This is a genomic window from Streptomyces sp. NPDC048211 (genome assembly GCF_043202315.1).
GTDB lineage: Bacteria > Actinomycetota > Actinomycetes > Streptomycetales > Streptomycetaceae > Streptomyces.
The window spans coordinates 388,373-412,774 of the sequence record NZ_JBIDAD010000006.1; the positions used below are offsets into that span (position 1 = coordinate 388,373).

Consider the following 24,402-nt stretch of genomic DNA (forward strand, 5'->3'; position numbering starts at 1 on the left):
GAGGGCAGGGCCCGGAACGGTGCCGGGCCTCGTGGGTCGGGGTGACGGCCGTGTCAGCCGGGCAGGCGCAGGAATTCCGGGGGTACGGCGGCGGTGAGCCAGACGCCGTTGGCGCTGACGTAGAAGACGTGTCCCGCCCGGTGCATCGCACCCGCGTCCACGGACAGGACGACGGGGCGGCCGCGCCGGGCTCCGACACGGGTCGCCGTCTCGCGGTCGGGCGAGAGGTGGACGTGTGTGCGGTTCATCGGACGCAGCCCCTCATCGCGGATCGCGTCCAGGGAGCGGCCGACCGTGCCGTGATAGAGGTACGCGGGCGGGTCGGCAGGGGGCAGGTCCAGGTCCACGTCGACGGTGTGCCCCTGGCTCGCCCGAATGCGGTCGCCCTCGATGGCGAAGCGCTGCTTGTCGTTGGACGCGACGACATGGTCGAGCTCGGCGCGGGTGAGCGGGAAGTGGTGGCGGGCAACGGCCCGCAACAGCTCGTCGATCGTCACCCAGCCGTTGGCGTCCAGCGTGAGACCGATGCGCTCGGGCTGATGGCGGAGGTGTTTCGAAAGGTACTTGGACACCTTGACGGTGCGTCTTTCATCCATCCCGACAGCCTGCCCGTGACGGCCTCTCCGTCGCATCCGGATTTGGCTTCTGATTTCGCTCGGCAATTTTCTGCCCACAGGTTTGATCCACAGCCAACTTGGGTTATCCACAGGCAATTTGGCGATTCTGTGGACAAGTGCCGTACTAATTAAGGCTTTTGGTTAACTATGCCCGTATTGACGTGAGATGGCGCAAGTGCATCCAATGTCCTTGATTGCAGCTCTCGTTCGGTAGCCGCCGTGATGAACGCGGTCGCGTTGTCCCGCCCAACCAGACGCTCCACCGCGCTGATCGTCGCGCCCGGGAGTGCGACGGACGTCGGCGGGGGCAGAGCCGAATGGCCGGTGAAAGGGCCCTCGGCGGCAAGGTGGTGTTCCAGATGACGGGTGGCGAACGTCCGCATGGCACGCGCCAGTTCGGCGTCCACTGTCTGCTGGGCGAGTGGGCGCAGCCGGCGGACCATCGAAGCCGCCTCGGCCGCATCGGCGTCGGTCGGCGGGCGATGGCCGAGATATCGGGCGAAGACGTGCTCCGTCGTGAACTCCAGGAAGCGGGACGCTATCTGTTCGACCTGGCCTCGAAGTTCCCGCAGGTGACCGGAGATTGCACTCAGTGGGACTCCTGCGGCATACAACTCCACCGCAACGGCCAGTTCTTGAGGGCTCGGCACCAGGAACTCGTCATCTCGGCCCGGGACCGGTTCGAGTACTCCCAGCTCCACCGCCTCCGAGACCGCCTCGTCGTCGGACCGCCCGCCGAACTTCACCTCCAGCTCCGCGCGGGTGATGCGGTCGGCCCGCTCATCCGTCCACGGGCCGTGCACCTCGGCGACGAGCCCGAGCACACCTCCGAGTCCGCGTCCTGTGTCCCAGGCCTCCAGCAACTCCTTGATACTGGCCAGGGTGTAACCACGGTCCAGCAGGTCTGCGATCTGCCGGAGCCGGGCGAGATGGGTGTCCCGGTACACATTGGCCCGGCCCCGCCGCTCCGGGGTCGGCAGCAGCCCGCGGTCCTGATAGGCGCGGATGGTGCGGACCGTGGCGCCGCTGGCGTGTGCGAGGTCCTCGATCCGGTACTCGGCGGCTGCCCGGCCGGCCGGCGACGGCCCGGTGGCGCTCACAGCGGCGGCTTCAGCCGGGCGATTCCGCGCAGCACTCCCGGACTGAGCCGGGACACGAACCGGGCGGCATGGGACTCCGGCGTCACCGGGACGACGGCCTGGTTGCGTACGACCGCCCTGAGGATCGCGTCGGCGACCTTCTCCGGCGGGTAGTTGCGCATCCCGTACAACTTGCTCGTCCGCGTGCGCAGCCGCTTCTCCTCCGCCGCGTCCGTCCCGGCGAATCGCGTGGTCGCGGTGATGTTCGTGTTGACGATGCCGGGACAGATCGCACTGACCCCGATCGACTTCTCGGCGAGCTCGGCGCGCAGACATTCACTGAGCATCAGTACGGCTGCCTTCGACGTGCTGTACGCGGGAAGGGCCCGGGAGGGCTGATACGCCGCAGCGGAGGCCGTGTTGACGATGTGGCCGCCCTGTCCGCGGTCGGCCATCTGCTTGCCGAAGAGCCGGCAACCGTGGATGACGCCCCACAGATTCACGTCGAGGACGTTCTTCCACTCCTCGGCGGTCGTCTCCAGGAAAGAACCGGAGAGCCCGATGCCGGCGTTGTTGACCAGGACGTCGACGATGCCGTACTCGGCGGCGACCTTCTCGGCCAGCTTCTCCATGGCCTGCTCGTCACTGACGTCGACGGTCTCGGCCCAGGCGGCAGGAGCGCCGATCAGCCGGGCCAGCTCCGCCGTCCGGCTGGCCCCCTCCGCGTCCCGGTCCACGACCACCACACGGGCCCCGGCCTCGGCGAACGCGAAGGCCGTGGCCCGCCCGATCCCGCCTGCCGCGCCCGTCACCAGGACGAGCTGACCGCCGAACCGTTGCGCGTACGCCCCGTCGGGTGCGGAGTCCCGTACGGGAACACCGCTTTGCGCGGCTGCCTCATGGGCGGCGGCGAACTCGTCGATCCAGGAGGCCAGCTGGTCCGGCCTGGTGCGCGGCACCCAGTGCTTGGCGGGCAGCGAGCGACGCGTCAACCGGGGCACCCAGGCGTCGAGCTCGGCATAGAGCTGTTCCGAAAGGAATATGTCACCGGTCGGAGTGATCAACTGGACGGGTACATGCGCGAACGCGTCGGCGCGGGGCCTGCGGAGCCGGGAACGGACGTTGTCGCGGTAGAGCCAGGCCCCGTGCGCGGCGTCGTCGGGCAGGGAGGCCGTCGGATAGTCGCCCGGCGGGACCTTCTCCAGCCGCTCCAGGATGCGCGGCCACCGCTTGCCCAGCGGGCCGCGCCAGGCGAGCTCCGGAAGGACCGGCGTATGCAGCATGTACACGTACCAGGACTTGGCACCCTGGCCCAGCAACTGGCCGACCCGGCGCGGGGTGGGCCGGGACATCCGCTGCTTGATCCAGTGCCCGAAGTGGTCCAGCGACGGGCCGGACATCGAGGTGAAGGAGGCGATCCGTCCCTCGGTGCGGCTGACCGTCGCGAACTCCCAGGCCTGCACGGAACCCCAGTCGTGCCCGACCACATGGACCGGCCGGTCCGGGCTCACGGCGTCGACGACGGCCAGGAAGTCATCGGTGAGCTTCTCCAGCGTGAAGCCGCCTCGCAGCGGCACGGGCGCAGTCGACCTGCCGTGACCGCGCACGTCGTAGAGCACGACGTGCCACTGTTCGGCGAGCTGCCGTGCGACCTGCGTCCAGACCTCCTTGCTGTCCGGATAGCCGTGCACCAGCACGATCGTGGGACGTGTCGCCTCACCCAGTTCGACCACGCACAGGTCGATTCCGCCCGTGGACACCCGGCGCTCGCGCGCTCCCGGCAGATTCTGCAGACTCACGCCGCCACCCTTTCCTCGGCCCAGCGCCGCACATGCGGCAGATCGTCGTCCAGCCAGAAGGCACTCTGTTCGGGATCCCGTGAGTCGGTGACGACGAGGATCTCCTCGAACTTGGCCCCGGTGCCCCGGAATCCGAGGTGGGGCTCGACCGCCCACAGACCCGGCTGCGGGGGATGGTCCGAGAAGCGGTGGGGGCTCCAGAGCGGCGACCAGCCCTCCCGATGCCCGTGCACCGCGTCGCTCAGAAGTCCCTTGAGCGATTGAGTGCCGAACCCGAACACGTGGGGCGACCAGCGCCGTTCGGTGACTCGGTCGACCTTGTGGGCGATGACCCCGAACGGATAGGCGCGGTGCCGGTTGGCGTATCCCTGCCGGGTCATCAGGCGCTCGACGTCCTCGTAGATCTCGCGCAGCGGACGCCGTTCGCGCACCTTGCGCAGGATCAGCTCGCGGTGGACCTCCAGATCGGCGAGCAGCCGGTCGTGCAGGGGATTGAGCCCGAGGCAGCCCGAGTACCCGATGTCGGCGGTGAATCCCTTGTACACCGGGGCCATGTCGAGGATGAACGGCATCCCGGGCTCCAGCCGGCGGTCGGTCGGGAAGAACTGCAACGGCACCTTGAAGCCCGCGAACGCCGTGCGGTCCCCGAACCAGGCGAACGGGAGATGGAACCAGTCGCGCACCCCGCGCTCGCGCAGCCACTCGCGCTGCATCCGGGCCGCATCGCGCTCCGTCATCCCCGGCCTCAGGCGGGCGGCGACCGCTTCCGCGCAGGCGTACGCGAGACGTTGCACCTCCCTGAACCCCTGCAGTTCCGGGGTCCGTTCGTCCTTGGCGCGCGCGACCATGCCACCGTCCGTTCCCTGCTGTGTGCGGTACGTGCTCGTAACGTGACACTGATGAATGTGACAATGTCCGGCGGCTACGTCAAGGGGCTTGCGTAGCCTGTGGACAACCGCGGGTGCCGTACGGTCGGACGCACCGGCCCGCATGTCCGGCGCACCCGGCCCGCATGTCGGACGCACCCGGCCCGCCTGGCCGGAGCACTGGTCCGGCCAGGCGGACGGACCCGCCCCACATGGCCGGACGTGCCGGTCCCGTGCGTTCCGACGCACCGGCCCCGCCCCTCGGAAGAGCCCTGCTCCCGCCCCTCGGATGCCCTGCTCCCGCCCGTACCGCGCCGCTGTCATCCTTCCCGGGGTCCCCCTACGGGTCCGTACATCTGGAGTCTGACGGGAATCCAGCCATCAGGTCTGACGACTGGTGTGGCCGACGCCACTACCGTCGATGACGTGACTGTGATTGCGACCGAAAGCCTGAGCATGCGGTTCCCCCGGGTGACCGCGCTTGACCGGCTCTCGTTGGACATCGGCCCCGGCGTGACCGGGCTGGTGGGCGCCAACGGAGCCGGCAAGTCCACGTTGATCAAGATCCTGTTGGGTCTGTCCTCCGCGACCGAGGGCCGGGCCGCAGTGCTCGGGCTCGACGTCGCGACCAGCGGCGCCGCCATCCGGGAACGGGTCGGCTACATGCCGGAGCACGACTGCCTGCCGCCCGACGTCTCGGCCACCGAGTTCGTCGTCCACATGGCGCGGATGTCGGGACTCCCTCCGACGGCGGCCCGGGAACGCACCGCGGACACGCTGCGGCACGTCGGCCTGTACGAGGAGCGCTACCGGCCCATCGGCGGCTACTCGACCGGCATGAAACAGCGGGTGAAGCTGGCCCAGGCGCTGGTACACGATCCGCAGCTGGTCCTCCTCGACGAGCCGACCAACGGACTGGACCCGGTCGGCCGTGACGAGATGCTGGGCCTGATCCGGCGTATCCACACGGACTTCGGCATCTCGGTCCTCGTCACCTCGCACCTTCTGGGCGAACTGGAACGGACCTGCGACCACGTCGTCGTCATCGACGGCGGAACGCTCCTGCGCTCGAGCTCCACCAGCGACTTCACTCAGACCACCACGACCCTCGCGGTCGAGGTCACCGACAGCGACACCCACCCTGACGGGACCGACGCCCTGCGTCAGGCCCTCACCGGTGCGGGGATCAAGCTGGTGGGCCTCGACGGGCTGGACGCGGAGGGGCTGCCCGGGGCGGGCCACATCCTGCTGATCGAGGCGACCGGCGAGGAGACGTACGACCTCGTCCGCGACAGCGTCGCCGGGCTCGGCCTCGGCCTCGTCCGGATGGAACAGCGCCGCCATCACATCGCCGAGGTCTTCCGTACCGAAGAGGCACCGGCGGCGCACCTCGAGGCGCGGACCGCGTCCGTGGCCGCCGCAGAGCAGAAGGGGAGCGGTCGCGATGAGCACTGAGACCGGCGCCGCGACCGGGAGCGAGACCTCCCGGATCCACAACATCGGCTACCGCGCCTACGACGGCCCGCGCCTGGGCCGCGCGTACGCGCGCCGCTCGCTCTACTCGCAGTCCCTGCGCGGTTCCTTCGGACTCGGCCGCTCGGCCAAGTCCAAGGTGCTCCCCATGCTGCTGTTCGGCGTGATGTGCCTGGTCGCGGCGATTCTCGTGGCGGTCGCCATCGCGACACCGAACTCGACGAAGCTGCCCATCCAGTACACCTCGTTCGCGATCTATCTGCAGGCCGTCATCGGCCTGTTCATCGCGGCGCAGGCACCGCAGTCGGTCTCCAGGGACCTTCGGTTCAAGAGCGTTCCGCTGTACTTCTCCCGGCCGATCGAGCGGTCCGACTACGTCCTCGCCAAGTTCGCGGCCATGGTCTCCGCCCTCTTCGCCCTCACCGGTGCGCCGCTCGTGATCCTTTACGTGGGCGCGTTGCTGGGCAAGTTCGACTTCGCCGACCAGAGCAAGTGGTTCGCCCAGGGGATGGTGTCGGTGGCGTTGCTGTCCGTGCTCTTCGCCGGTCTCGGTCTCGTGATGGCCGCCCTCACGCCCCGGCGTGGCTTCGGTGTCGCGGCGGTGATCGCCGTGCTGACCATTACGTACGGCGCCGTCAGCACGATCCAGGGCATCGCCTGGTCCACGGGGTCCACCGGGGCCGTGCCGTGGCTGGGGCTCTTCTCCCCGATCACGCTCATCGACGGTGTGCAGACCGCGTACCTCGGGGCGACCTCGGCCTTCCCCGGAGGGGAAGGCCCGGGGGCCGGTGCCGGCGTGGTCTATCTGATCGTTGTTCTCGCGCTCGTCGCCGGCTCGTACGCCGTACTGATGCGCCGCTACCGGAGGGTCGGGCTGTGACCACCATCGAGATCGACCACACGTCCCGCTGGTTCGGCAATGTGGTCGCCGTCAACGACGTGAGCATGACGGTGGGCCCGGGGGTCACCGGTCTGCTCGGGCCCAACGGGGCCGGCAAGTCCACGCTGATCAACATGATGGCCGGATTCCTCGCCCCGTCGACGGGCACGGTCACGCTCGACGGCAAGGCGATCTGGCGCAACGAGGCCGTCTACCGGCAGATCGGCATCGTGCCGGAGCGGGAGGGGATGTACGACTTCCTGACCGGTCGCGAGTTCGTCGTGGCCAACGCCGAACTGCACGGTCTCGGCGACGCCGAGGCGGCCGCCGCGCTGGCCACGGTCCAGATGGAGTACGCGCAGGACCGCAAGATCTCCACGTACAGCAAGGGCATGCGCCAGCGCGTGAAGATGGCGTCCGCTCTGGTCCACGACCCGTCCGTGCTGCTGCTCGACGAGCCGTTCAACGGGATGGACCCGCGCCAGCGGATGCAGCTGATGGAACTGCTGCGACGGATGGGAGCGGAGGGCCGCACGGTCCTCTTCTCCTCCCACATCCTCGAAGAGGTCGAGCAACTCGCCTCGCACATCGAGGTGATCGTGGCCGGGAGGCATGCGGCGTCCGGTGACTTCAGGAAGATCCGCCGGCTGATGACGGACCGCCCGCACCGCTATCTCGTACGGTCCAGCGATGACCGGGCGCTCGCAGCCGCGCTCATCGCCGACCCGTCGACCGCGGGGATCGAGGTCGACCTCGGCGAGAACGCCCTGCGTATCCAGGCCGTCGATTTCGGACGCTTCACCACGCTGTTGCCGAAGGTGGCGCGTGATCAGGGAATTCGGCTTCTGACCGTTTCGCCGTCCGACGAGTCCCTCGAATCGGTCTTTTCCTATCTCGTAGCGGCCTGAGTAGTGGCCTGAAAGGAGCTGTGACGTCATGTACGACCCCACAGTCGCCCGGCTCACCTACCGGGCCCTGCTCGGCCGGCGCCGGGCCGCCATCCTGTTCGTCCTGCCCGCGCTGCTGATCGTCATCGCGGTGGCGGTACGGATGTTCGCGGGGGCCGACGACCAGGTGGCCTCGGATGTGCTGGGCGGTTTCGCCATCGCCACCATGGTGCCGCTGATCGGCGTGATCGCCGGGACCGGCGCCATCGGGCCGGAGATCGACGACGGCTCGATCGTCTATCTGCTGTCCAAGCCGGTGACCCGGCCGACGATCATCTTCACCAAGCTGATCGTGGCCATCGCGGTGACGATGGTGTTCTCGGCGGTGCCGACCCTGATCGCCGGTCTGATCCTCAACGGCAACGGTCAGCAGATCGCCGTGGCCTACACGATCGCGGCGCTGGTCGCCTCGATCGCCTACAGCGCGCTGTTCCTGCTGCTGGGCACGGTCAGCCGGCACGCGGTGGTCCTCGGACTCGTCTACGCGCTGGTGTGGGAGGCCCTGTTCGGCAGCCTGGTGCCCGGTGCGCGCACGCTCAGTGTGCAGCAGTGGTCCCTCGCGGTGGCGGAGAAGGTCGGCGGGGGCGGCGCGATCACCTCCGACGTCGGGCTGCCGGCCGCGACGGTCCTGCTGGCCGCGGTCACGGTGGTCGCGACCTGGTACGCGGGCCAGAAGCTGCGGACGCTGAAGCTCGCCGGCGAGGAGTGAGCGCAGGCGGCTCGTCATCTGCGACAACCCCCGTCCGATGGACGGGGGTTGTCGCATATCGGACAGTCTGACGCGTAACTGTACGGTTATCGGTTCGTTGTTCCCGATGCGTGGAGGCAACTGGAATCCGTGGCGTCGTAGCTTTCGTGAAGATGTGGATAGCCGATCCGGTGGGAGCCATCCGTCGGCCGGTCATTGAGTGAGTGGCAACCGTGAGCGTCCTCCGCCCCCAAGGCCCGGGGAAAGGGCTGTCCGCCGTCGCATTCACGATCGGAAGGCACGCTCATGCCCACGGAAGTCGCCCTGCTCGAATCACGCGCGCTGCGTGTCGAACAGATGGGGCGCGTCGACGCCCTGGACAAGGTGAAGAGCCTTGTCATGCTCCCGGACGGAGTTCACGTTCGCACCGAGGACGTGGCGCGGTACTTCGAAGTATCCACAGAGGTCGTCAAAAAGGTGACCCAGCGCCATCGAGCCGAGATGGAGGAGAACGGTCTGACCTTGCTGCGCGGTCCTGACCTGCGAATCTTCCATAGGGACATGATGTCCCTATGGGGCGGTGGTGAGGGCGGAAGTTATCCACAGGCGGCCACGCAACTCACGCTCTACACCCGCAGGACCGTCCTCAACGTCGCCATGCTTCTTCGCGACAGTGACATCGCCCGATGCGTCCGTACGTATCTCCTCGATGCCGAGCAGGACCTCCGCGCCGGATACGCGTCGCTCGAACACCGCGTCACCCGGGTCGAAAGCTGCCTCGCCGGTGTCGGCGCCGCCCTCCAGGAGCTCGGGCCCGTGCTCGGCCGGATGTCGCACCGGCTGGACAGTCTCGACCGGAGGCTTGAGGTCACCCAACAGGTGGTCGGCGCCATGAGCGTGCGGCTGGGCAGCGTGTCCGAGGACATCGGCCGGCTGGACGGGCGCATGGACGAGCTCGTGCGCCATCTGAAGGACCTGAGCCACCGCAACAGGAACCGCTGAGGAAGGCCGTTGCCCCGGTGCCGCCCGTAATCGAGTGGCACCGGGCAACGGGGACACGGCACAGTAAGCGGTACGGAACAGCACGTTGCGGCAAGCAGCAAGCGGTGGAGCAGGCTGCGCGCACCAGCCGGCGGGACAGCAAGCCGCACCAGCCGCACGGCACACGTCGGCAACGGCACCAGGGACCGGGAGAGGAGCGCGGCGATGACCGAGAGTCCGAGTCCGTCGAGCTCCCAGCAGGGTGTGCCCGAGCCGGCACCGGAGTAGTCAGCGACTGCTCCGCCGCGCCGCTCCCGACAGCACGCCCGGGCGGCCGTTCCCGCGCATCGCGCGCGGCCGCCTCCCGGAGGATTGGCCGAGTGGTAAGGCAGCGGCTTGCTAAGCCGTCGTCGGGGCCGGAACCCCGCGCGCGTTCGATCCGCGCATCCTCCGCCGTCACGAACCGCCCGAAACCTAGAGCAACTGCTCCAGCACCACGGCGATCCCGTCGTCCTCGTTCGACGCGGTGATCTCCTGCGCGACGGCCTTCAGGTCCTCGTGCGCGTTGGCCATGGCGACGCCGTGCCGCGCCCACGCGAACATGGGGATGTCGTTCGGCATGTCACCGAAGGCGATCGTGTCCGCCGCCTTCACGCCCAGCCGGCGCGCGGCAAGCGAGAGGCCGGTGGCCTTGCTGAGTCCCAGCGGGAGGATCTCGACGACACCCGGACCCGCCATGACGACGTCCACCAGATTGCCGACCGCCGCCCGCGCGGCCTTCGCCAACGCGTCGTCGTCCAGCTCGGGATGCTGTATGTAGACCTTGTTCAGCGGAGCGGACCACATCTCGGCCGGGTCCTCCACGAGGACGGCCGGCAGGGGCCCCTCCTGTACGCGGTAGCCGGGGCCGACCAGTACTTCGCCGTCGAGCCCGTCGCGGCTGGCGGCCAGCGCCAGCGGACCGACCTCGGCCTCGACCTTGGAGAGCGCGAGTCCGGCCAGCTGCCGGTCCAGCGTCAGCGAGGTCAGCAGCTTGTGCTCGCCCGCGTGGTAGACCTGCGCGCCCTGGCCGCAGACCGCGATGCCTTCGTAACCCAGGTCGTCCAGGATGTGGCGTGTCCACGGGACGGAGCGGCCGGTGACGATGATGTGCGCCGCACCGGCCGCGGTGACCGCGGCCAGTGCCTCGCGCGTGCGCTCGGAGACCGTGTCGTCGTCACGCAGCAGCGTGCCGTCGAGGTCGGTCGCGACGAGCTTGTACGGAAAACTCACTTGGCGACCGGTTCCAGGAACTCACGCCCGCCCAGGTACGGACGGAGTACCTCGGGCACCCGTACCGAACCGTCGGGCATCTGGTGGTTCTCCAGGATCGCCACGATCGTGCGCGGAACGGCGCAGAGCGTGCCGTTCAGCGTGGACAGTGGCTGGAGCACCTTCTTGCCGTCGCGGGTGTCGCGCATCCGGACGGACAGCCGGCGCGCCTGGAAGCCGTCGCAGTTGGACGCGGAGGTCAGCTCCCGGTACTTGCCCTGGGTCGGGATCCACGCCTCGCAGTCGAACTTCCTGGAGGCCGAGGAGCCGAGGTCGCCGGTGGCGACGTCGATCACCTGGAAGGGCAGGCCGAGTGCGGTGAGCCACTGCTTCTCCCAGTCCAGGAGGCGCTGGTGCTCGGCCTCGGCGTCCGCCGGGTCGACGTACGAGAACATCTCGACCTTGTCGAACTGGTGGACCCGGAAGATGCCGCGGGTGTCCTTGCCGTACGTACCCGCCTCACGGCGGAAGCAGGGCGAGAAGCCCGCGTAGCGCAGGGGCAGCTTGTCCGCGTCGATGATCTCGTCCATGTGGTACGCGGCGAGCGGGACCTCGGAGGTGCCGACCAGGTAGTAGTCGTCCTTCTCCAGGTGGTACACGTTCTCCGCGGCCTGGCCGAGGAAGCCGGTGCCCTCCATGGCGCGCGGGCGGACCAGCGCGGGAGTGAGCATCGGGATGAAGCCGGCCTCGGTTGCCTGGGCGATCGCGGCGTTGACGAGGGCGAGCTCCAGCAGCGCGCCGACGCCCGTCAGGTAGTAGAAGCGAGAACCGGACACCTTGGCGCCGCGCTCCATGTCGATCGCACCGAGCGCCTCGCCGAGCTCCAGGTGGTCCTTGGGCTCGAAGCCCTCGGCGCCGAAGTCGCGGATGGTGCCGTGCGTCTCCAGGACGACGAAGTCCTCCTCGCCGCCGACCGGCACGTCCGAGTGGACGATGTTGCCGAGCTGCAGCAACAGGCTCCTGGTCTCCTCGTCCGCCTCGTTCTGCGTCGCGTCTGCCGCCTTGACGTCGGCCTTGAGCTGCTCGGCCTTCTTCAGGAGTTCGGCGCGCTCCTCCGGGGAGGCCTTGGGGATGAGCTTGCCGAGCGACTTCTGCTCGGAACGGAGTTCGTCGAACCGGACCCCGGACGACCTGCGCCGTTCGTCGGCGGAGAGAAGGGCGTCGACGAGGCCGACGTCCTCTCCACGGGCGCGCTGGGAGGCGCGAACACGGTCGGGGTCCTCACGAAGCAGGCGAAGGTCAATCACCCCTCCAGGCTACCGGTGTCGGCTTCGGGAGTTCGAACCGATATTGCCAAGCGTGTCACTTTGCCCGAATTGCCGGTATTGGTAATGCTGGGGGCGGAATCCGCGAGGGGTGCGCGGGCGGTCGCGGCAGGAAAGAGACCCTATTCCCCTAAAAGGGGCAGAAGGACCATGCGGCTTGACACGTCGGCCTTGCCTGAAGGGGGAGTTGGTTGCCGCTTGTCCACAGGGATGGATGATCGCTCGAAGTTATCCACAGGCTGTGAGGAAGGTCTGTGGACATGAAGGAGATCATTCCGAAAGCCGCATGCCGGCTTGTGGATTCACGACTTAAACCCCCTTCGCGCACTCGTTCGGGTGGGAATTCCTCGCCCTAAAGAGTTGATCAATGGAATTGAGCTGACAAGGGGCGACCCGCCGACCTGTGGACCGATCTAGGCGAGGTGGGCAGATTTGTCGACCATGTCGCGTTGTGGTGTCGACTTGTCCCCAGGCGAAGGAGTGCACCTGTGGATAACTTTTCCGTCGAAGACAATCAGCTGATCGCATCGGGTGTCTGGGCAGTCTCCGGCCGAAGGGCGGGGCGGTTGGGCCCTCGTCGGAAGCGGCCGAAGCGGCCGAAGCGGCTGAAGCAGCCGAGTAGCGGAAGTAGCCGAAGCAGCGGAAGTAGTCGGAGCAGCCGGAGTGGCTGGAGTAGCCAAGTCGCGAGGATGGCCGAGGCGTCAGAATTGGCGGATAAGGAAGGAAAAGGCGCCAGTCGTTCCAGTCAGTCAGCCAGTCAGCCAGTCAGCCAGTCAGTCAGTCAGCCCACCAGCCCAGCAGAACGTCGGACCGCCAGACCCGCAGAGCGCCTCAGGCTCTCAAGCCCTCAGATCCTCAGACCCTCAAGCCCGGCCGTCCTGATTCCGGGCCAGCCAGTCGGAGGCCTCGGTGAACGCCGTGTCCGACGTACCCGCACGCAGGGGCCGTACGTCCGCCGGGGCCACACCGGCTCGTGGGTAGGAGCCGAGGAAGCGCACCTTCGGGCAGATGCGCTTCAGTCCCATCAGCGCCTCGCCGACCCGGCGGTCGGAGATATGGCCCTCGGCGTCCACCGCGAAGCAGTAGTTGCCGATCCCCGCGCCCGTCGGCCGGGACTGGATCAGCATCAGGTTCACCCCGCGTACCGCGAACTCCTGGAGCAGTTCGAGCAGTGCGCCGGGGCGGTCGTCCCCCAGCCAGATGACCACGGAGGTCTTGTCCGCACCGGTCGGTGCGGCCGGCCGGGCCGGGCGGCCCACCAGTACGAAGCGGGTCTGGGCGTTCTCGGCGTCGTGGATCTCGGTCACCAGAGGTTCGAGCCCGTACGTCGCCGCGGCGAACTCACCGGCGAAGGCGGCGTCGTACCGCCCCTCCTGCACGAGCCGTGCACCGTCCGCGTTGGATGCCGCCGACTCCCATACGGCCTGGGGGAGATGGGCTGCCATCCAGTTGCGTACCTGCGGCTGTGCGGCCGGGTGCGCGGTGACCGTCTTGACGTCGGACAGCTTGGTGCCGGGACGCACGAGCAGCGCGAAGGTGATGGAGAGGAGCACTTCGCGGTAGATCATCAGCGGTTCGCCGCTGGTCAGCTGGTCGAGCGTGGTGGTGATGCCGCCCTCGACGGAGTTCTCGATCGGTACGAGCGCCGCGGCGGCCGTGCCGTTGCGCACCGCGTCCAGCGCTGCTGGTACGGAGACCATCGGGACGAGTTCGCGGGTGGCGGCTTCCGGGAGCGTACGGAGGGCGACCTCGGTGAAGGTGCCCTCAGGGCCGAGATAGGCGTAGCGCGTGGCGGACATACCGTCACCCTAATGCGCCGGGTCGGCTCAGGACTCCAGGAGCCGCTGACCCACGTACTCCCCGTGCGCCGCACCGCCCGGCACCGCGAACAGGCCGCTCGCCTCGTGGCGGAGGAACGGGGACAGGGCGTCGCCCCGGTCGAGTTTGCGCTGTACGGGTACGAAGCCGCGCAGCGGATCCGCCTGCCAGCAGATGAACAGCAGACCGGCGTCCGGAGTGCCGTCCGAGGAGATGCCGTCGTGGTACGAGAACGGACGCCGCAGCATGGCCGCGCCGCTGTTGCGCTCGGGGGAGGAGATCCTGGCGTGGGCGTTGTCGGGGATCAGTAGTTTCCCGTCGGGGCCCGCCTTGTCGAGGTCCATCTCGGTGGTTTCGGTGCCGCCGCTGAGCGGAGCGCCGTCCGCCTTGCGCCGGCCGATGACCCGTTCCTGACGCTCCACCGGGAGCTTCTCCCAGTCGTCGAGCAGCATCCTGATCCGCCGGACGACGGCGTAGGAGCCACCGGCCAGCCAGTCGTACGCGGCGTTCTTGGCGCCCGCCGCAACGAAGACACGCTGGTCGAAGTCACTGTCGGCCGGTTTCGGGTTCCCGGTGCCGTCGATCTGGCCCATGAGGTTGCGGGCGGTCATCGGTGTCGCGGTGGCGCCGGGCGTGCGGTTGAAGCCGTCCATCTGCCAGCGCACGGTGGCCGTCGAAGCGGCCTCCTTCTGCAGGGCCCGCAACGCGTGGAAGGCGACGAGTGCGTCGTCGGCGCCGATCTGCACCCAGAGGTCGCCGTTGGACCGTCCGGCGTCGAGGTGATCGGCGGAGAACGGCGGCAGGGGATCGAGCCCCGGTGGACGGTGATCCGTCAGGCCCGTCCGTTCGAAGAAGGTGGCGCCGAAACCGAAGGTGACGGTCAGCGAGGACGGCCCGGCGTCCAGGGCGATGCCGGTGTCGTGCCCCGTACCGTCCGCCGCACCGCCGGCGGGATCACCGACCATCAGCCGCTGTGCCGCGGCCGACCACCGGCGCATCAGGGACGCCGCCTCCTTCCGCCCGGCTCCGGGCTTCAGGTCGAAGGCGACGAGATGGCCGCGGGCCTGAAGCGGAGTGGTGATCCCCGGTTGATGTTTCCCGTGAAACATCACCTCGGTGGAGCCGACCGAGGACAGCGCCGCCGGTGCCTCGTCCCGGGTCGCGGCATAGCCGGTGGCGCCGCCGGCCGCGCCGAGGACGAGGCCGGTGGCCCCGGCCGCTCCCGCGGTGCCGATCAGCCGCCGCCGGGAGATCGGGCCGGTCACGGGTGTGACGGTGTCACCGGTGCGCTTGTTCCTGCTGCCCGCGCTGTTCGACGTGGTTGCGCTGTTCGTCTTCTTCTTGCTCACGGTCCTGCTCAGCCGATCTTCACGTTCTTGTCGACCGTGGTCTGGTCGATGTCCGAGGTCCGCACGGTGACCGCGACGTTCCAGTTGCCCGCGATCGGGATCTGGATACCGGTGGCGGTCCAGTGGCCCTCGGTCAGCCGGACGGGGAGGGCCGGGAGGGGCCCGATGTCCTTGGACTTCAGGGTGAAGGCGAGCTTCACCTCGGGGACGTCCATGGCCTTTCCGTCGATGCCGTCGATCCAGAGGTGCACCACGTTGGCTCCGGTACGCCCGGGGTCGAGGTCCATCCGGACCGTGCCCTTGCCGTTCTTGCCGCCGGTGTCGAAGGGCAGCGTGAGGTTGACGGGGCCGCTTGCCACGGGCGCGGCGGCCGGTGCCGACGAGCGCGCCGCCTCCTCCTCGGTTCGGCCGGGTTCGGTCGAGGTGAGGATGGTGGTCACCGCCAGCAGAGCCACCGCGACGCCCACTTCGGCCAGCACCGAGCGGCGCAGGCCGGACCGGTCGGGGTCGGCGTCACGTATCCGCTTCTTCACCGCGGTCGCCATGGCGGCCTGCTGCCGGGCGAGCTGGGCGGCCCGAGCGGGGTTCTCGGAATCAGACGTCTGCGGAGCTCCCGCGGTGCGGTCCTGCTCGTCCTTCTCCGGGCCTGCGGCTTCCTCCTTCTCGTCCTCCTCCGTGTCTGCGGGGTCGTTCGCACGGTCCGTGCCCGGTCCCCCTGCCAGCCGGGCGGTCCACCGGCGCGAGATCCCGGCGATGCCGACGAGGACGGCGACGAGCCCCACCTTCACGAGCAGCAGTTGTCCGTACCCCGTGCCGGTGAGCGCGGACCAGGAGCCGACCTGGCGCCAGGACTGGTAGATCCCGGTCGCGGTGAGCACGAGCACGCTGGTGAAGGCGATCCTGGAGAAGCGCCGCACCGCGGCGGCCGTGATGTCGGGGGTGCGGTACAGCGCGACCAGCAGGGCCGTGAGCCCGCCCAGCCAGGCGGCGACGGCCAGCAGATGGAGTACGTCGACCGGCATGGCGATGCCCGGCTGGATTCCGGTCGACGCGTGTTCGGCCAGCGCCCAGGTCCCGGCGATTCCGGCGGCGACGACCGTACCTCCGATGGCGAGCCCGAAGGTGAGGTCCTTCTTCTCCCGTTCGTCCTCGCGCTTGGCGTACGTCCCGAACAGCACCGCGATGAACAGCGCGCTGGCGCCGAGCAGCAGCAGTCGTGAGACGAGCGCGGCGCCCGGCTTGGTGTCCAGGACAGCCTTCAGACCGTCGAGGTCGAAGGCGTCGCCGAGCTTCCCGGAGCCGGTGTACGGGCTGCGCAGCAGCAGCATCGCGATCGTTGCCGCGGTGAGGGTCATCCAGCCGCGGACGACGAGGCGCTGCAAAGGGCGGGCGCTCGCCCCGCGTTGCCAGCAGGCCAGGACGAACGCCGCGCCTCCGGCGAGCACGATGAAGCCGGCGTACGCGGCGTAGCGGGCGATGCCGTAGAGCGTGCCGACGAGGCCGCCGCCGGCCTCGTTGTCCGGGAGGGCGACAGTGGTCTCGGAGGGAGCGCCGATGGAGAAGGTGAAGGCTCCGGAGACCGGATGGCTGTCGGCGGATACGGCCTGCCAGGCGACGGTGTACGTACCGTCCGGCAGCCCGGCGTGCAGGGAGACGCCGTACTTCACGGTGGAGCCGCTGTGCAGATCGCGCGGGGCGTCCTCGGTGTCCGCGCGTTTGCCGTCCGGGTCCAGGACCCGGATGGATCCCTCTCCCATGGCGACCTGTTCGGAGAAGGTGAGGGTGACGGCCTCGGGCGCGGTGCCGACCACCGCCCCGTCCTGTGGATCGCTCCCGGTGAGCGCGGCATGCGCCGACGCGGGACCCGCGACGGCCAGCAGCAGACCGAACACCACGCCGGCCAGGGCGGCGAGGAACCCGGCGACGGCGAGCGGCCGTCGCCGGGCGGGTGCGGATATGGACGGGGGCGGTCCGAAGGGCGGGGCGGTGGCTGTCATGGTCTGTCAGTCCCTCACTGCTTCTTCGGGTTGTGGGTGGTCTCCTTCACGGGAAGATCGACCTTGATGGGGCCGGCCTTCTCGAAGTGCAGTTCCACGGACACCTTCTCGCCCTGCTTGGGCTGCTGCTTGAGGTTCGCGAACATGATGTGGTTTCCACCGCGTTCCAGGTCCAGCTCACCGCCCGCGGGTACGTCGAAGGACGTCACCATGCGCATGGCCTGGTTCTTCGTCTCGTGGATGGTGACCTCGTCCGAGAGCGGACTGGTGACCGAGGTGAGCCGGTCGGAACTGCCGCCGTTGTTGCGGACGACGAGGAAGCCGGCGGCCATGTCGCTGACGGGCTGCGGCATGAACGCGCCGATGACCTTCAGCTCGGGCTTGCCGTCCGAGGACGAGCACCCGGCCAGCGTCAGACCCGTGGAGAGGGCCAGGACGCCGGCCAGGGTGGTGCGGCCGTTCACGGGTTCTCCCCCTTGACGATCTTGGGGAGGTCCTTGGTGTAGTCGTCGGGCGTGGTGTCCTCGCTGTACAGCACGTACCCCTTGTCGGTCTTCGGGGAGAACGCGATGACCTGGGAGCCGTGCATCGACACGATCGTGCCGTCCTTCTCCTTCTTCGGCGCGTCGATGCCGATGCCGATCTGCCGGGCGCCCGCCTGGATGGTCGGGAAGTCACCGGTGAGACCGATGAAGGAGGCGTCCTGGGACTTGAGCCACGTGCCCAGCGACTTCGGGGTGTCCCGCTCCGGGTCGGTGGTGACGAAGACGACCTGGAGCTTCTCCTGGTCGGCCTTGGGGAGGGACTTCTTGGCGATCGCGATGTTGCTCATGATGAGCGGGCAGACATCGGGGCAGTTCGTGTAGCCGAAGTAGATGAGCGTCGGCTTGCCCTTGGTCTGCTCGCGCAGGTCGTACTTCTTGCCGTGGGTGTCGGTCAGGACGAGGTTCGGCTTGGTGAACGGCTGGTCGAGCACCGTCGCGGCCTGGGTCTTCGCCTCCACCGACACGTCGGCGATGGGCTTCTTGCTGTCGTTGTCACTGCCGCCGCAGGCGGACAGGGTGAGTGCGGCCGCGGCGACGAGCGCCGCGGCCAGCACAGACTTCTTAACCATGGAGCACTGATTCCTGATGGGTCGGTGTACGGGTGGGGCTTTGGGGGATCAGGCGTGACGCCGACGGCCGGCCAGGAAGCCGAAGGCGACGCCCGCGACGCCGATGACGATGCCGACGATGCCGAGCACCCGGGCCGTGGTGTCACTGGAGGAGGACGCCGAGGCCGTCGTCTGCTCGTCCTTCGCGTGGTCGGCCGTGGCGTTCTTGTCGGCGGAGTCCGAGCCGGAGGCTGCGGTGGCGCCGTGAGCGTCGTCGGTGGCCGCGGTCAGCTTGAGGACCGGTGCGGGGCTCTCGGGCTCCTCCGCTCCGTCCTTCTGCTCCTCGATCCAGCGCACGACCTCCTTGTTGTCGTACGTCTGGATGGCCTTGAAGACCAGCTGGTCGGCGTCCTCGGGGAGCTGGCCGACCGAGAGCGGGAACTGCTGGAAGCGGCCGGGCTCGATCTTGCCGCCGTCCGCGGTCCAGGTGACCTTCGAGACGGCCTCGTTGATCTTCTTGCCGTGCATGTCGAGCGGCTTGGCCAGCTTGCTCGTGGTGACGTCGATCTTCCAGCCGGGTACGGGCTGCGGCATGACGGACGCCAGCGGGTGATCGGTCGGGAAGTTGACTTCGAGCTTGGTCGTCGCGGCGTCGTCGCGCTCGTTGGGGACCTTGAAGTTGATGACGGCGTAACCGCCCTTGGCGGCCTCGCCCTGCGGCTGGACGCTGACGTGGGCGGAGGCCGTACCGGCGAGGATCAGCACGGTGGACGCGGCGACGCCGCCGACGAGTGCGATGCGGGAAACGTTCATGGCAGGGATCACTCCACAGATGCACGAAGGAAGGGTGCTCCGGCGCGCGGGTGCGCGCCGGTTTCGCGACACCTCTTCCTCACGAGCGGCGTGCGCATGACGACCCGTACCGGCACCGCAGGGGTGCGTGGTGTGGGTCGAGCGGGCATCGCGTGGAGGGCGTCGCGTCAGGCTGCGAGGGTGAGTACGCAGGGCGGCCCGCGCCTGATCACCATGTGCTGCAAGGGATCCCCGGTGGCCGGGGGCGGTGCGTCCACGGCGGTACGGGGGATACGCGGCCCGGTCGTCGGTCCGCCGGGAAGTCCGGCGCGCAGCGCGGCCACGAGGAAGAGCGCGGCGCGCAACGCCCGGAGCCGGGCCCCGGCCGCCACCTGCTGGGCGCCGTGGAGCGACAGCCGGGCGAGGCGGAACAGGGCGATCTCGCCCCGCCGCAGCAGCCAGCCCGCGGCCAGCGCGGCCAGCAGATGGGCGAGCACCATGGGAAGGTCCGGCAGCATCCCGGCCGTGTCAGCGGAGGCGGCGGCCGTCAGGTGCTGATGTTCGGTCACCGAGGCCGGGTCGATGCCCGCGGTGGTGACGATGCGGTGGGCGTCGGCGGCGTTCAGCCGGTCGGGTCCGGCCCCGCAGACGAGGCTCGCCGCGAACCGGATCAGCGCGTCCTCGCCGGCCGGAACCCGGGGCGAGGCGGTGTGCGTTCCCATACCGAAGAGCGTGTGCAGGACGAGCTGTCCGCCGGCCAGCGCCGCGGCGATGGACGCCAGTGAGCGTTCGCGTCCGGCGAGGGGGGCCGTCACCGCAAGGATCCCGAGAAATCCGGCGAGCAGTGTCCACCAGGGGACGGTCGCGCAGGCGGCCATCGCGTGCCCGGCTGCGGACAACGCGACGCAGACCGCGGCGAACACCGCGGCCCTCAGCAGCCGCATACCGGCTCCGGCGCGTCCCACAGACGTAGTCATGGCCGAGACATCATCCCACTGCACCCCCGGTCCCCGTACGGCAGGTCCGGAAGGTCGTCTTCCGCCCGAATGGGCGGGAGGCGGGTTGTTCGGACCGGTTACGGACGGGGCAGAACGGTTCTGTGGGCCGGGGATGCACAGGTGTGGCGAGCGCGGGTATCCGCCGAATGAGCGGTCTCACATCCCGTCCGTGCTTACGAATGGCATCGGGCGGCAATACGTATCGGTATGTCGAGCCGCAGCCAGGAGGCTGGAGCATGAGCATCTGGTGGTCACTCCATTTGCGGCGCGAAGCTGCGAGCGTTCCGCTCGCCCGTCGGTTCCTGCTCGGCACGATGGAATCCGCGGGCGTGGACCCGGACGTCTCCTTCGACCTGTCGCTCGCCCTGAGCGAAGCCTGTGCCAACGCCGTTGAACACGGCGGGGCTCGTGGCGGCGCGGGCGATGCCACGGAGGACTGGGATGCCTGGGAGGAGCCGTCCGGTGCCGCCTGCGGGCAGTACCGGGTCACCGCGTATCTGGACGGCGAGAAGTGCCGTATCGAAGTCGCCGATTCCGGACCGGGCTTCCCCGCCAGGCGCGTACTTCGCACCGCCGCACAGCAGCACGAAGCACAGCAGCCGCACGAATCGCCTCAGCAACATGAACGGCACCAGCCGTACGGGGCGACGCCGCCGCATGACACGAGGCAGCCGCGCGGACCGCAGTACGCCGAACACCCGCCGCTCACCGCGGAGGACGGGCGGGGTCTCTGCCTGATCGAGCAGCTCTCCGATCACGTCCACTTCGGCAACCGGCCGGGCCACGGCGGAGCGGTGGTGAGCTTCGACAAGGTCCTGAAATGGCGGGAGGGCGCCCTGCTCATGGTGTCTTGAGCGGGGCGCCCTCCGGCGCGTGCGGCGAGGCGGACGGTCAGCCCTTGAGGCGGGCCATCCACGCCTCGACCTCGTCGGCCTGCCGCGGCAGCTTGTCCGAGAGGTTCCGGTTGCCGTCCTCGGTGACGAGGATGTCGTCCTCGATCCGGACGCCGATGCCGCGGTACTCCTCGGGAACGGTCAGGTCGTCGGCCTGGAAGTAGAGACCGGGCTCCACGGTGAGGCACACACCGGGCTCCAGCGTCCCGTTGACGTACGACTCGGTCCGCGCGGCGGCGCAGTCGTGGACGTCCATGCCGAGCATGTGACCGGTGCCGTGCAGTGTCCAGCGGCGCTGGAGGCCCAGCTCCAGGACCTTGTCCACGGACAGGTCGCCGAACAGACCCCACTCGACGAGCTTCTCGGTGAGCACGCGCTGCGCGGCGTCGTGGAAGTCGCGGAAGTCCGCTCCGGGCTTCACCGCGGCGATGCCCGCCTCCTGCGCCTCGTACACCGCGTCGTAGATCTTCCGCTGCAGCGGCGTGAACGTGCCGTTGATGGGAAGCGTGCGGGTCACATCGGCGGTGTAGAGGTCATTGGTCTCCACGCCGGCGTCGAGCAGAAGCAGCTCGCCGGAGCGCACCGCACCGTCGTTGCGTACCCAGTGCAGGGTGGTGGCGTGCGGACCTGCGGCACAGATCGAGCCGTAGCCGATGTCGTTGCCCTCGATGCGGGCGCGGAGGAAGAAGGTTCCCTCGATGTAGCGCTCGCTCGTCGCCTCGGCCTTGTCGAGGACCTTCACGACGTCCTCGAAGCCGCGCGCGGTGATGTCGCAGGCCTTCTCCAGCTCCGCGATCTCGAAGGCGTCCTTGACCAGGCGCGCCTCGGAGAGGAAGACCCGCAGCTCCTCGTCGCGCTCCGCGGTGACCTTGTCGGTCAGCGCGGCCTCGATGCCGGCGTCGTGACCGCGGACGTTACGGACCGGGCCGGTGGCCTCGGTCAGGGCGGCGGGCAGCTCGCGGACGTCCTTCGCCGGGATGCCGAGCAGCTGCTCGGCCTCGGTCAGGGAGTGCCGGCGGCCCACCCACAGCTCGCCCTGGCCGTCGAGCCAGAACTCGCCGTTCTCCCGGTCGGAGCGCGGCAGCAGGTAGACGGTCGCCTCGTGGCCCTCGCCCTTCGGCTCCAGGACGAGGACGCCGTCCTGCGTCTGGTCGCCCGTGAGGTACGCGTACTCGGTGGAGGCGCGGAAGGCGTACTCGGTGTCATTGGACCGGGTCTTCAGCCGGCCGGCCGGGATGACCAGCCGCTCGCCGGGGAAGCGCGCCGACAGCGCGGCGCGGCGGTCCGCGGTGTGCGGGGCCTGGGCGACCGGCTCCAGGCCGTGCAGCTCGGTGTCGGCCCAGCCGGACTTCATGCTCGCGGCGAGCTCATCGGAGACGCCCGGGTACAGGCCGTTCTTCCGCTGCTTGACCGGTTCGGTCTCTTCGGTCTCCGGGTTCTCCGGGGTGAGCTCCTCAGACACGACTTGTCTCTCCTTGATACGACACTGGACCCCCTCCATCGTACGGGCGTACGGAAGGGGGCCCAGGGCCGGAAGGCCTCTTACACAGGGTGGTGTGCCCGGCACCGGTGGGTGCGGGACGGCTCAGTCGAAACGGGCCGCGAGCAGGACCACGTCCTCGGTGCTGTCGCCCTGGTCGATCCCGTCGGGCAGCATGGTGCGCACCACGTGGTCGGCGACCGATCCGGCGTCGTGGCGCAGGGCCTTCGGGACGCTCGCCGCCGCCGAGTGCAGCCGTGCGAACGCCCGGTCCATCGAGTCCCCGGCGCGGCGCAGCAGACCGTCGGTGTACAGCAGGACCGTCTCGCCGGGTGCCGGCACGATCTCCACGCTCGGCGCCTCCCAGCAGGACAGCATGCCCAGCGGGGCGGAGAGGGTGGTCTCGACGTACTCGGTGCGCCGGTCGCCGACGATCAGCGGCGGTGTGTGCCCGGCACCGGCCAGCAGGACCTTGTGGCGGGCGGGCTCGCAGTAGGCGAAGAGCGCGGTCGCGGAACGGGCCGGTTCGGTCAGCCGCATCAGGAGTTCGAGGTCGGAGAGCACGGCGACCGGGTCCTCGCCCTCCATCACCGCGTACGCCCGCAGGCCCGCGCGCAGTCGTCCCATGGCGGCCAGGGCGCTGGGACCGGAACCGCCGACCGAGCCCACGGAGAGGCCGAGCGCACCCTCCGGCAGGGCCAGCGCGTCGTACCAGTCGCTGCCGCTCTGCGGTGCGGCGTGATGGCGTACGGCCAGTTGCACGCCGGGCACGCGGGGCAGCCGGCTGGGCAGGAGTTCCTCGGTGATGGTGGCGACGTCGGTCCTGGCCCGCTCCAGTTCCAGCAGCCGGGCCAGATGCTCGGCGGCGTACCCGGTGTACAGGCCGGCGAGATGGCGCTGACGCTCCAGCGGCTCGGCGGGTTCGTCGTAGAGCCAGACCGCGGCGGCGAGCCGCCCGGTGCGCTCGGTGGTGATCGGCAGCGCGTAGCTGGCGGCGTAGCCGAGGCGGGCGGCGACCTCGCGCCTGCGGGGGTCCAGGCTGGTGTCGCCGAGCAGATCGGGGGTGGTCAGCGGACCGTCGGCGTTGGGCAGACCTTCCAGGATGCGGCCGTAGGACGTGGCACTCCGTGGCACCGTCTCGATCTGGCCGAGCTCCGCGTGGGCCAGCCCGAGACCGATGGTGCTGACGGGGCCGCGGCGGTCGGACGGTTCGAAGGCGATCAGTCCGCGACGGGCCCCGACCAGGGCGGCCCCGGCGTCCAGCAGCTCGTGCAGGGCGTCGTCGAGGGTGTTGGTTCTGGACAGCCGCTCGGTGAGCTCGTGCAGGGTCGTGAGGTCCGAGACCCAGCCCGCGAGACGGTCCTGGATGAAGGCGCCGGGCGCGGCCGGTACCTCGGAGAGAGGCCCGGCAGTGTGCGCCGAAACCGGAACTGTGGGATCGATTCCAGCCACTTTCGGCAGGTGTGGGGCGCTCATGGTCGCCGGCTTTCCGACTGGTTTGTTTCGTCGAATAGCATCGCAAACCCCCATGTCATTCTGCGCCGCTATCAGTGCATCCACATGTACACGTACAAGTAAGGCGATGTCCAGCATTGTCCCCACGGGATTTGTGGTGTCCAAGGGGTAAGTAACTTGGCCAAAAAGTGCACCCTGTGGCGGTCATTTGCGGTCGACTGGGTCTGCTCGACCGGGGGTTGCCCCCGGGTGAAGTCCCAGGGGCGGCGTCATTCCGGGCTTGCTGGGTACGTAAATCGGTAGATGACCAGAGGTGGTCCCGATCACCTCCGGAACCTGACAGCGGGCCCGGACGTCCTCACCTGTGACGGCCACGCCCCCTCCCGCAGTGGTGAGGCCGTACGACGGACGGCAGGCGCGGCAAGCGCCCTGCACCTCGCCATGATTTCGACTGGAACCGGCTCGATTCGGCTCAGCACAGCTCACGCTCGGTACCGAAGACCAACCCGTACCGAAGGCTCGACGAGCATGTACACACAGTGAAGTTCCGCACACGTGATGTGACGCGCGCGTGGTGTGATGTGGACCCTCGGCGTTCAACGGAAAGGAACGAGCGCTCAT

At 69.2% G+C, this 24,402-nt stretch carries 21 protein-coding genes and 1 tRNA gene; 7 read left to right on the plus strand and 15 right to left on the minus strand.

Annotation, left to right across the window (positions count from 1 at the left end; genetic code table 11):
- Positions 1–53: 53 nt before the first annotated feature.
- From ACGFZA_RS24005 to ACGFZA_RS24020, 4 genes are all read right to left on the minus strand, one after another.
- Positions 54–596 (minus strand): RNA 2'-phosphotransferase, encoded by a 543-nt coding sequence (locus ACGFZA_RS24005; protein ID WP_385277664.1) that lies wholly within the window; start codon positions 594–596, stop codon positions 54–56.
- A 149-nt stretch (positions 597–745) separates the two neighbouring features.
- Positions 746–1,717, minus strand: coding sequence for a MerR family transcriptional regulator (locus ACGFZA_RS24010; RefSeq protein ID WP_393681758.1), 972 nt, complete (start codon positions 1,715–1,717; stop codon positions 746–748).
- Positions 1,714–3,495 carry an SDR family oxidoreductase gene (locus ACGFZA_RS24015; protein ID WP_393681760.1) on the minus strand — a complete coding sequence of 594 codons (1,782 nt, stop codon included), beginning with the start codon at positions 3,493–3,495 and terminating at the stop codon, positions 1,714–1,716. Before ACGFZA_RS24015 ends, ACGFZA_RS24010 begins: the two co-directional genes overlap by 4 nt.
- A complete protein-coding gene (locus ACGFZA_RS24020; RefSeq protein WP_393681762.1) occupies positions 3,492–4,343 on the minus strand; it encodes a M24 family metallopeptidase in 852 nt (283 codons plus the stop codon). Before ACGFZA_RS24020 ends, ACGFZA_RS24015 begins: the two co-directional genes overlap by 4 nt.
- Positions 4,344–4,817: 474 nt before the next feature.
- Between ACGFZA_RS24020 and ACGFZA_RS24025 the strand changes: the two genes are divergently transcribed.
- The 6 genes from ACGFZA_RS24025 to ACGFZA_RS24050 all read left to right on the plus strand — a co-directional run bounded on the left by ACGFZA_RS24025 (position 4,818) and on the right by ACGFZA_RS24050 (position 9,783).
- Positions 4,818–5,816 (plus strand): ABC transporter ATP-binding protein, encoded by a 999-nt coding sequence (locus ACGFZA_RS24025; RefSeq protein WP_393681934.1) that lies wholly within the window; start codon positions 4,818–4,820, stop codon positions 5,814–5,816.
- On the plus strand, positions 5,806–6,714 hold the full coding sequence (locus ACGFZA_RS24030; protein ID WP_385277671.1) for an ABC transporter permease: 909 nt from the start codon (positions 5,806–5,808) through the stop codon (positions 6,712–6,714). Before ACGFZA_RS24025 ends, ACGFZA_RS24030 begins: the two co-directional genes overlap by 11 nt.
- Positions 6,711–7,622 (plus strand): ABC transporter ATP-binding protein, encoded by a 912-nt coding sequence (locus tag ACGFZA_RS24035; RefSeq protein ID WP_393681765.1) that lies wholly within the window; start codon positions 6,711–6,713, stop codon positions 7,620–7,622. Before ACGFZA_RS24030 ends, ACGFZA_RS24035 begins: the two co-directional genes overlap by 4 nt.
- Positions 7,623–7,650: 28 nt before the next feature.
- A complete protein-coding gene (locus ACGFZA_RS24040; RefSeq protein ID WP_393059321.1) occupies positions 7,651–8,370 on the plus strand; it encodes an ABC transporter permease in 720 nt (239 codons plus the stop codon).
- A 285-nt stretch (positions 8,371–8,655) separates the two neighbouring features.
- Positions 8,656–9,351 (plus strand): hypothetical protein, encoded by a 696-nt coding sequence (locus ACGFZA_RS24045; RefSeq protein ID WP_393681767.1) that lies wholly within the window; start codon positions 8,656–8,658, stop codon positions 9,349–9,351.
- A gap of 345 nt (positions 9,352–9,696) precedes the next feature.
- Positions 9,697–9,783 (plus strand) — tRNA-Ser (locus ACGFZA_RS24050).
- A gap of 21 nt (positions 9,784–9,804) precedes the next feature.
- Here the strand turns inward: ACGFZA_RS24050 and ACGFZA_RS24055 are convergent.
- The 9 genes from ACGFZA_RS24055 to ACGFZA_RS24095 form a co-directional block, all read right to left on the minus strand.
- On the minus strand, positions 9,805–10,602 hold the full coding sequence (locus tag ACGFZA_RS24055) for an HAD family hydrolase (protein WP_393681769.1): 798 nt from the start codon (positions 10,600–10,602) through the stop codon (positions 9,805–9,807).
- Positions 10,599–11,888 carry a serine--tRNA ligase gene (serS, locus tag ACGFZA_RS24060; RefSeq protein WP_385277681.1) on the minus strand — a complete coding sequence of 430 codons (1,290 nt, stop codon included), beginning with the start codon at positions 11,886–11,888 and terminating at the stop codon, positions 10,599–10,601. The genes ACGFZA_RS24055 and serS overlap by 4 nt, the downstream gene beginning before the upstream one ends.
- 881 nt (positions 11,889–12,769) lie before the next feature.
- The gene (gene pheA, locus ACGFZA_RS24065) at positions 12,770–13,705 is read right to left on the minus strand and encodes a prephenate dehydratase (protein ID WP_393681772.1); all 936 of its coding nucleotides are present in this window, start codon (positions 13,703–13,705) and stop codon (positions 12,770–12,772) included.
- 27 nt (positions 13,706–13,732) lie between these two features.
- Positions 13,733–14,989: an iron uptake transporter deferrochelatase/peroxidase subunit gene (efeB, locus tag ACGFZA_RS24070; RefSeq protein WP_393681936.1), complete on the minus strand. Its 1,257-nt coding sequence runs from the start codon at positions 14,987–14,989 to the stop codon at positions 13,733–13,735.
- Between the two features lie 92 nt (positions 14,990–15,081).
- Positions 15,082–17,070 carry a copper resistance CopC/CopD family protein gene (locus ACGFZA_RS24075; RefSeq protein ID WP_393681774.1) on the minus strand — a complete coding sequence of 663 codons (1,989 nt, stop codon included), beginning with the start codon at positions 17,068–17,070 and terminating at the stop codon, positions 15,082–15,084.
- Positions 17,071–17,084: 14 nt separating this feature from the next.
- On the minus strand, positions 17,085–17,534 hold the full coding sequence (locus ACGFZA_RS24080; RefSeq protein ID WP_385277687.1) for a copper chaperone PCu(A)C: 450 nt from the start codon (positions 17,532–17,534) through the stop codon (positions 17,085–17,087).
- Complete coding sequence (locus ACGFZA_RS24085) at positions 17,531–18,184, minus strand: SCO family protein (protein ID WP_385277689.1); 654 nt, start codon at positions 18,182–18,184, stop codon at positions 17,531–17,533. The genes ACGFZA_RS24080 and ACGFZA_RS24085 overlap by 4 nt, the downstream gene beginning before the upstream one ends.
- 48 nt (positions 18,185–18,232) lie before the next feature.
- Entirely contained in the window at positions 18,233–18,976 is a 744-nt protein-coding gene (locus ACGFZA_RS24090; protein WP_385277691.1) for a YcnI family protein, read from the minus strand.
- Positions 18,977–19,143: 167 nt separating this feature from the next.
- Positions 19,144–19,932 carry a hypothetical protein gene (locus ACGFZA_RS24095; protein WP_385277693.1) on the minus strand — a complete coding sequence of 263 codons (789 nt, stop codon included), beginning with the start codon at positions 19,930–19,932 and terminating at the stop codon, positions 19,144–19,146.
- Positions 19,933–20,189: 257 nt separating this feature from the next.
- On the opposite strand from ACGFZA_RS24095, the gene ACGFZA_RS24100 reads away from it, so the two are divergent.
- Entirely contained in the window at positions 20,190–20,807 is a 618-nt protein-coding gene (locus ACGFZA_RS24100) for an ATP-binding protein (protein WP_393681778.1), read from the plus strand.
- Between the two features lie 37 nt (positions 20,808–20,844).
- Here the strand turns inward: ACGFZA_RS24100 and ACGFZA_RS24105 are convergent, their stop codons facing one another.
- Both ACGFZA_RS24105 and ACGFZA_RS24110 read right to left on the minus strand, forming a co-directional pair.
- On the minus strand, positions 20,845–22,308 hold the full coding sequence (locus ACGFZA_RS24105) for an aminopeptidase P family protein (RefSeq protein WP_393681780.1): 1,464 nt from the start codon (positions 22,306–22,308) through the stop codon (positions 20,845–20,847).
- Positions 22,309–22,431: 123 nt separating this feature from the next.
- Positions 22,432–23,919 carry a PP2C family protein-serine/threonine phosphatase gene (locus ACGFZA_RS24110; RefSeq protein ID WP_393681939.1) on the minus strand — a complete coding sequence of 496 codons (1,488 nt, stop codon included), beginning with the start codon at positions 23,917–23,919 and terminating at the stop codon, positions 22,432–22,434.
- Between the last annotated feature and the right edge of the window lie 483 nt (positions 23,920–24,402).

Bases quoted from the DNA above. Each gene is read 5' to 3' on its own strand.
- ACGFZA_RS24040 (WP_393059321.1), top strand. From the start codon at position 7,651: ATGTACGACCCCACAGTCGCCCGGCTCACCTACCGGGCCCTGCTCGGC.
- ACGFZA_RS24085 (WP_385277689.1), bottom strand. From the start codon at position 18,184: ATGGTTAAGAAGTCTGTGCTGGCCGCGGCGCTCGTCGCCGCGGCCGCA.
- ACGFZA_RS24025 (WP_393681934.1), top strand. From the start codon at position 4,818: ATGCGGTTCCCCCGGGTGACCGCGCTTGACCGGCTCTCGTTGGACATC.
- ACGFZA_RS24110 (WP_393681939.1), bottom strand. From the start codon at position 23,919: ATGCTGGACATCGCCTTACTTGTACGTGTACATGTGGATGCACTGATA.
- ACGFZA_RS24100 (WP_393681778.1), top strand. From the start codon at position 20,190: ATGAGCATCTGGTGGTCACTCCATTTGCGGCGCGAAGCTGCGAGCGTT.
- ACGFZA_RS24005 (WP_385277664.1), bottom strand. From the start codon at position 596: ATGGATGAAAGACGCACCGTCAAGGTGTCCAAGTACCTTTCGAAACAC.
- ACGFZA_RS24090 (WP_385277691.1), bottom strand. From the start codon at position 18,976: ATGAACGTTTCCCGCATCGCACTCGTCGGCGGCGTCGCCGCGTCCACC.
- ACGFZA_RS24045 (WP_393681767.1), top strand. From the start codon at position 8,656: ATGCCCACGGAAGTCGCCCTGCTCGAATCACGCGCGCTGCGTGTCGAA.
- ACGFZA_RS24095 (WP_385277693.1), bottom strand. From the start codon at position 19,932: ATGACTACGTCTGTGGGACGCGCCGGAGCCGGTATGCGGCTGCTGAGG.
- pheA (WP_393681772.1), bottom strand. From the start codon at position 13,705: ATGTCCGCCACGCGCTACGCCTATCTCGGCCCTGAGGGCACCTTCACC.
- ACGFZA_RS24075 (WP_393681774.1), bottom strand. From the start codon at position 17,070: ATGACAGCCACCGCCCCGCCCTTCGGACCGCCCCCGTCCATATCCGCA.
- ACGFZA_RS24020 (WP_393681762.1), bottom strand. From the start codon at position 4,343: ATGGTCGCGCGCGCCAAGGACGAACGGACCCCGGAACTGCAGGGGTTC.
- ACGFZA_RS24030 (WP_385277671.1), top strand. From the start codon at position 5,806: ATGAGCACTGAGACCGGCGCCGCGACCGGGAGCGAGACCTCCCGGATC.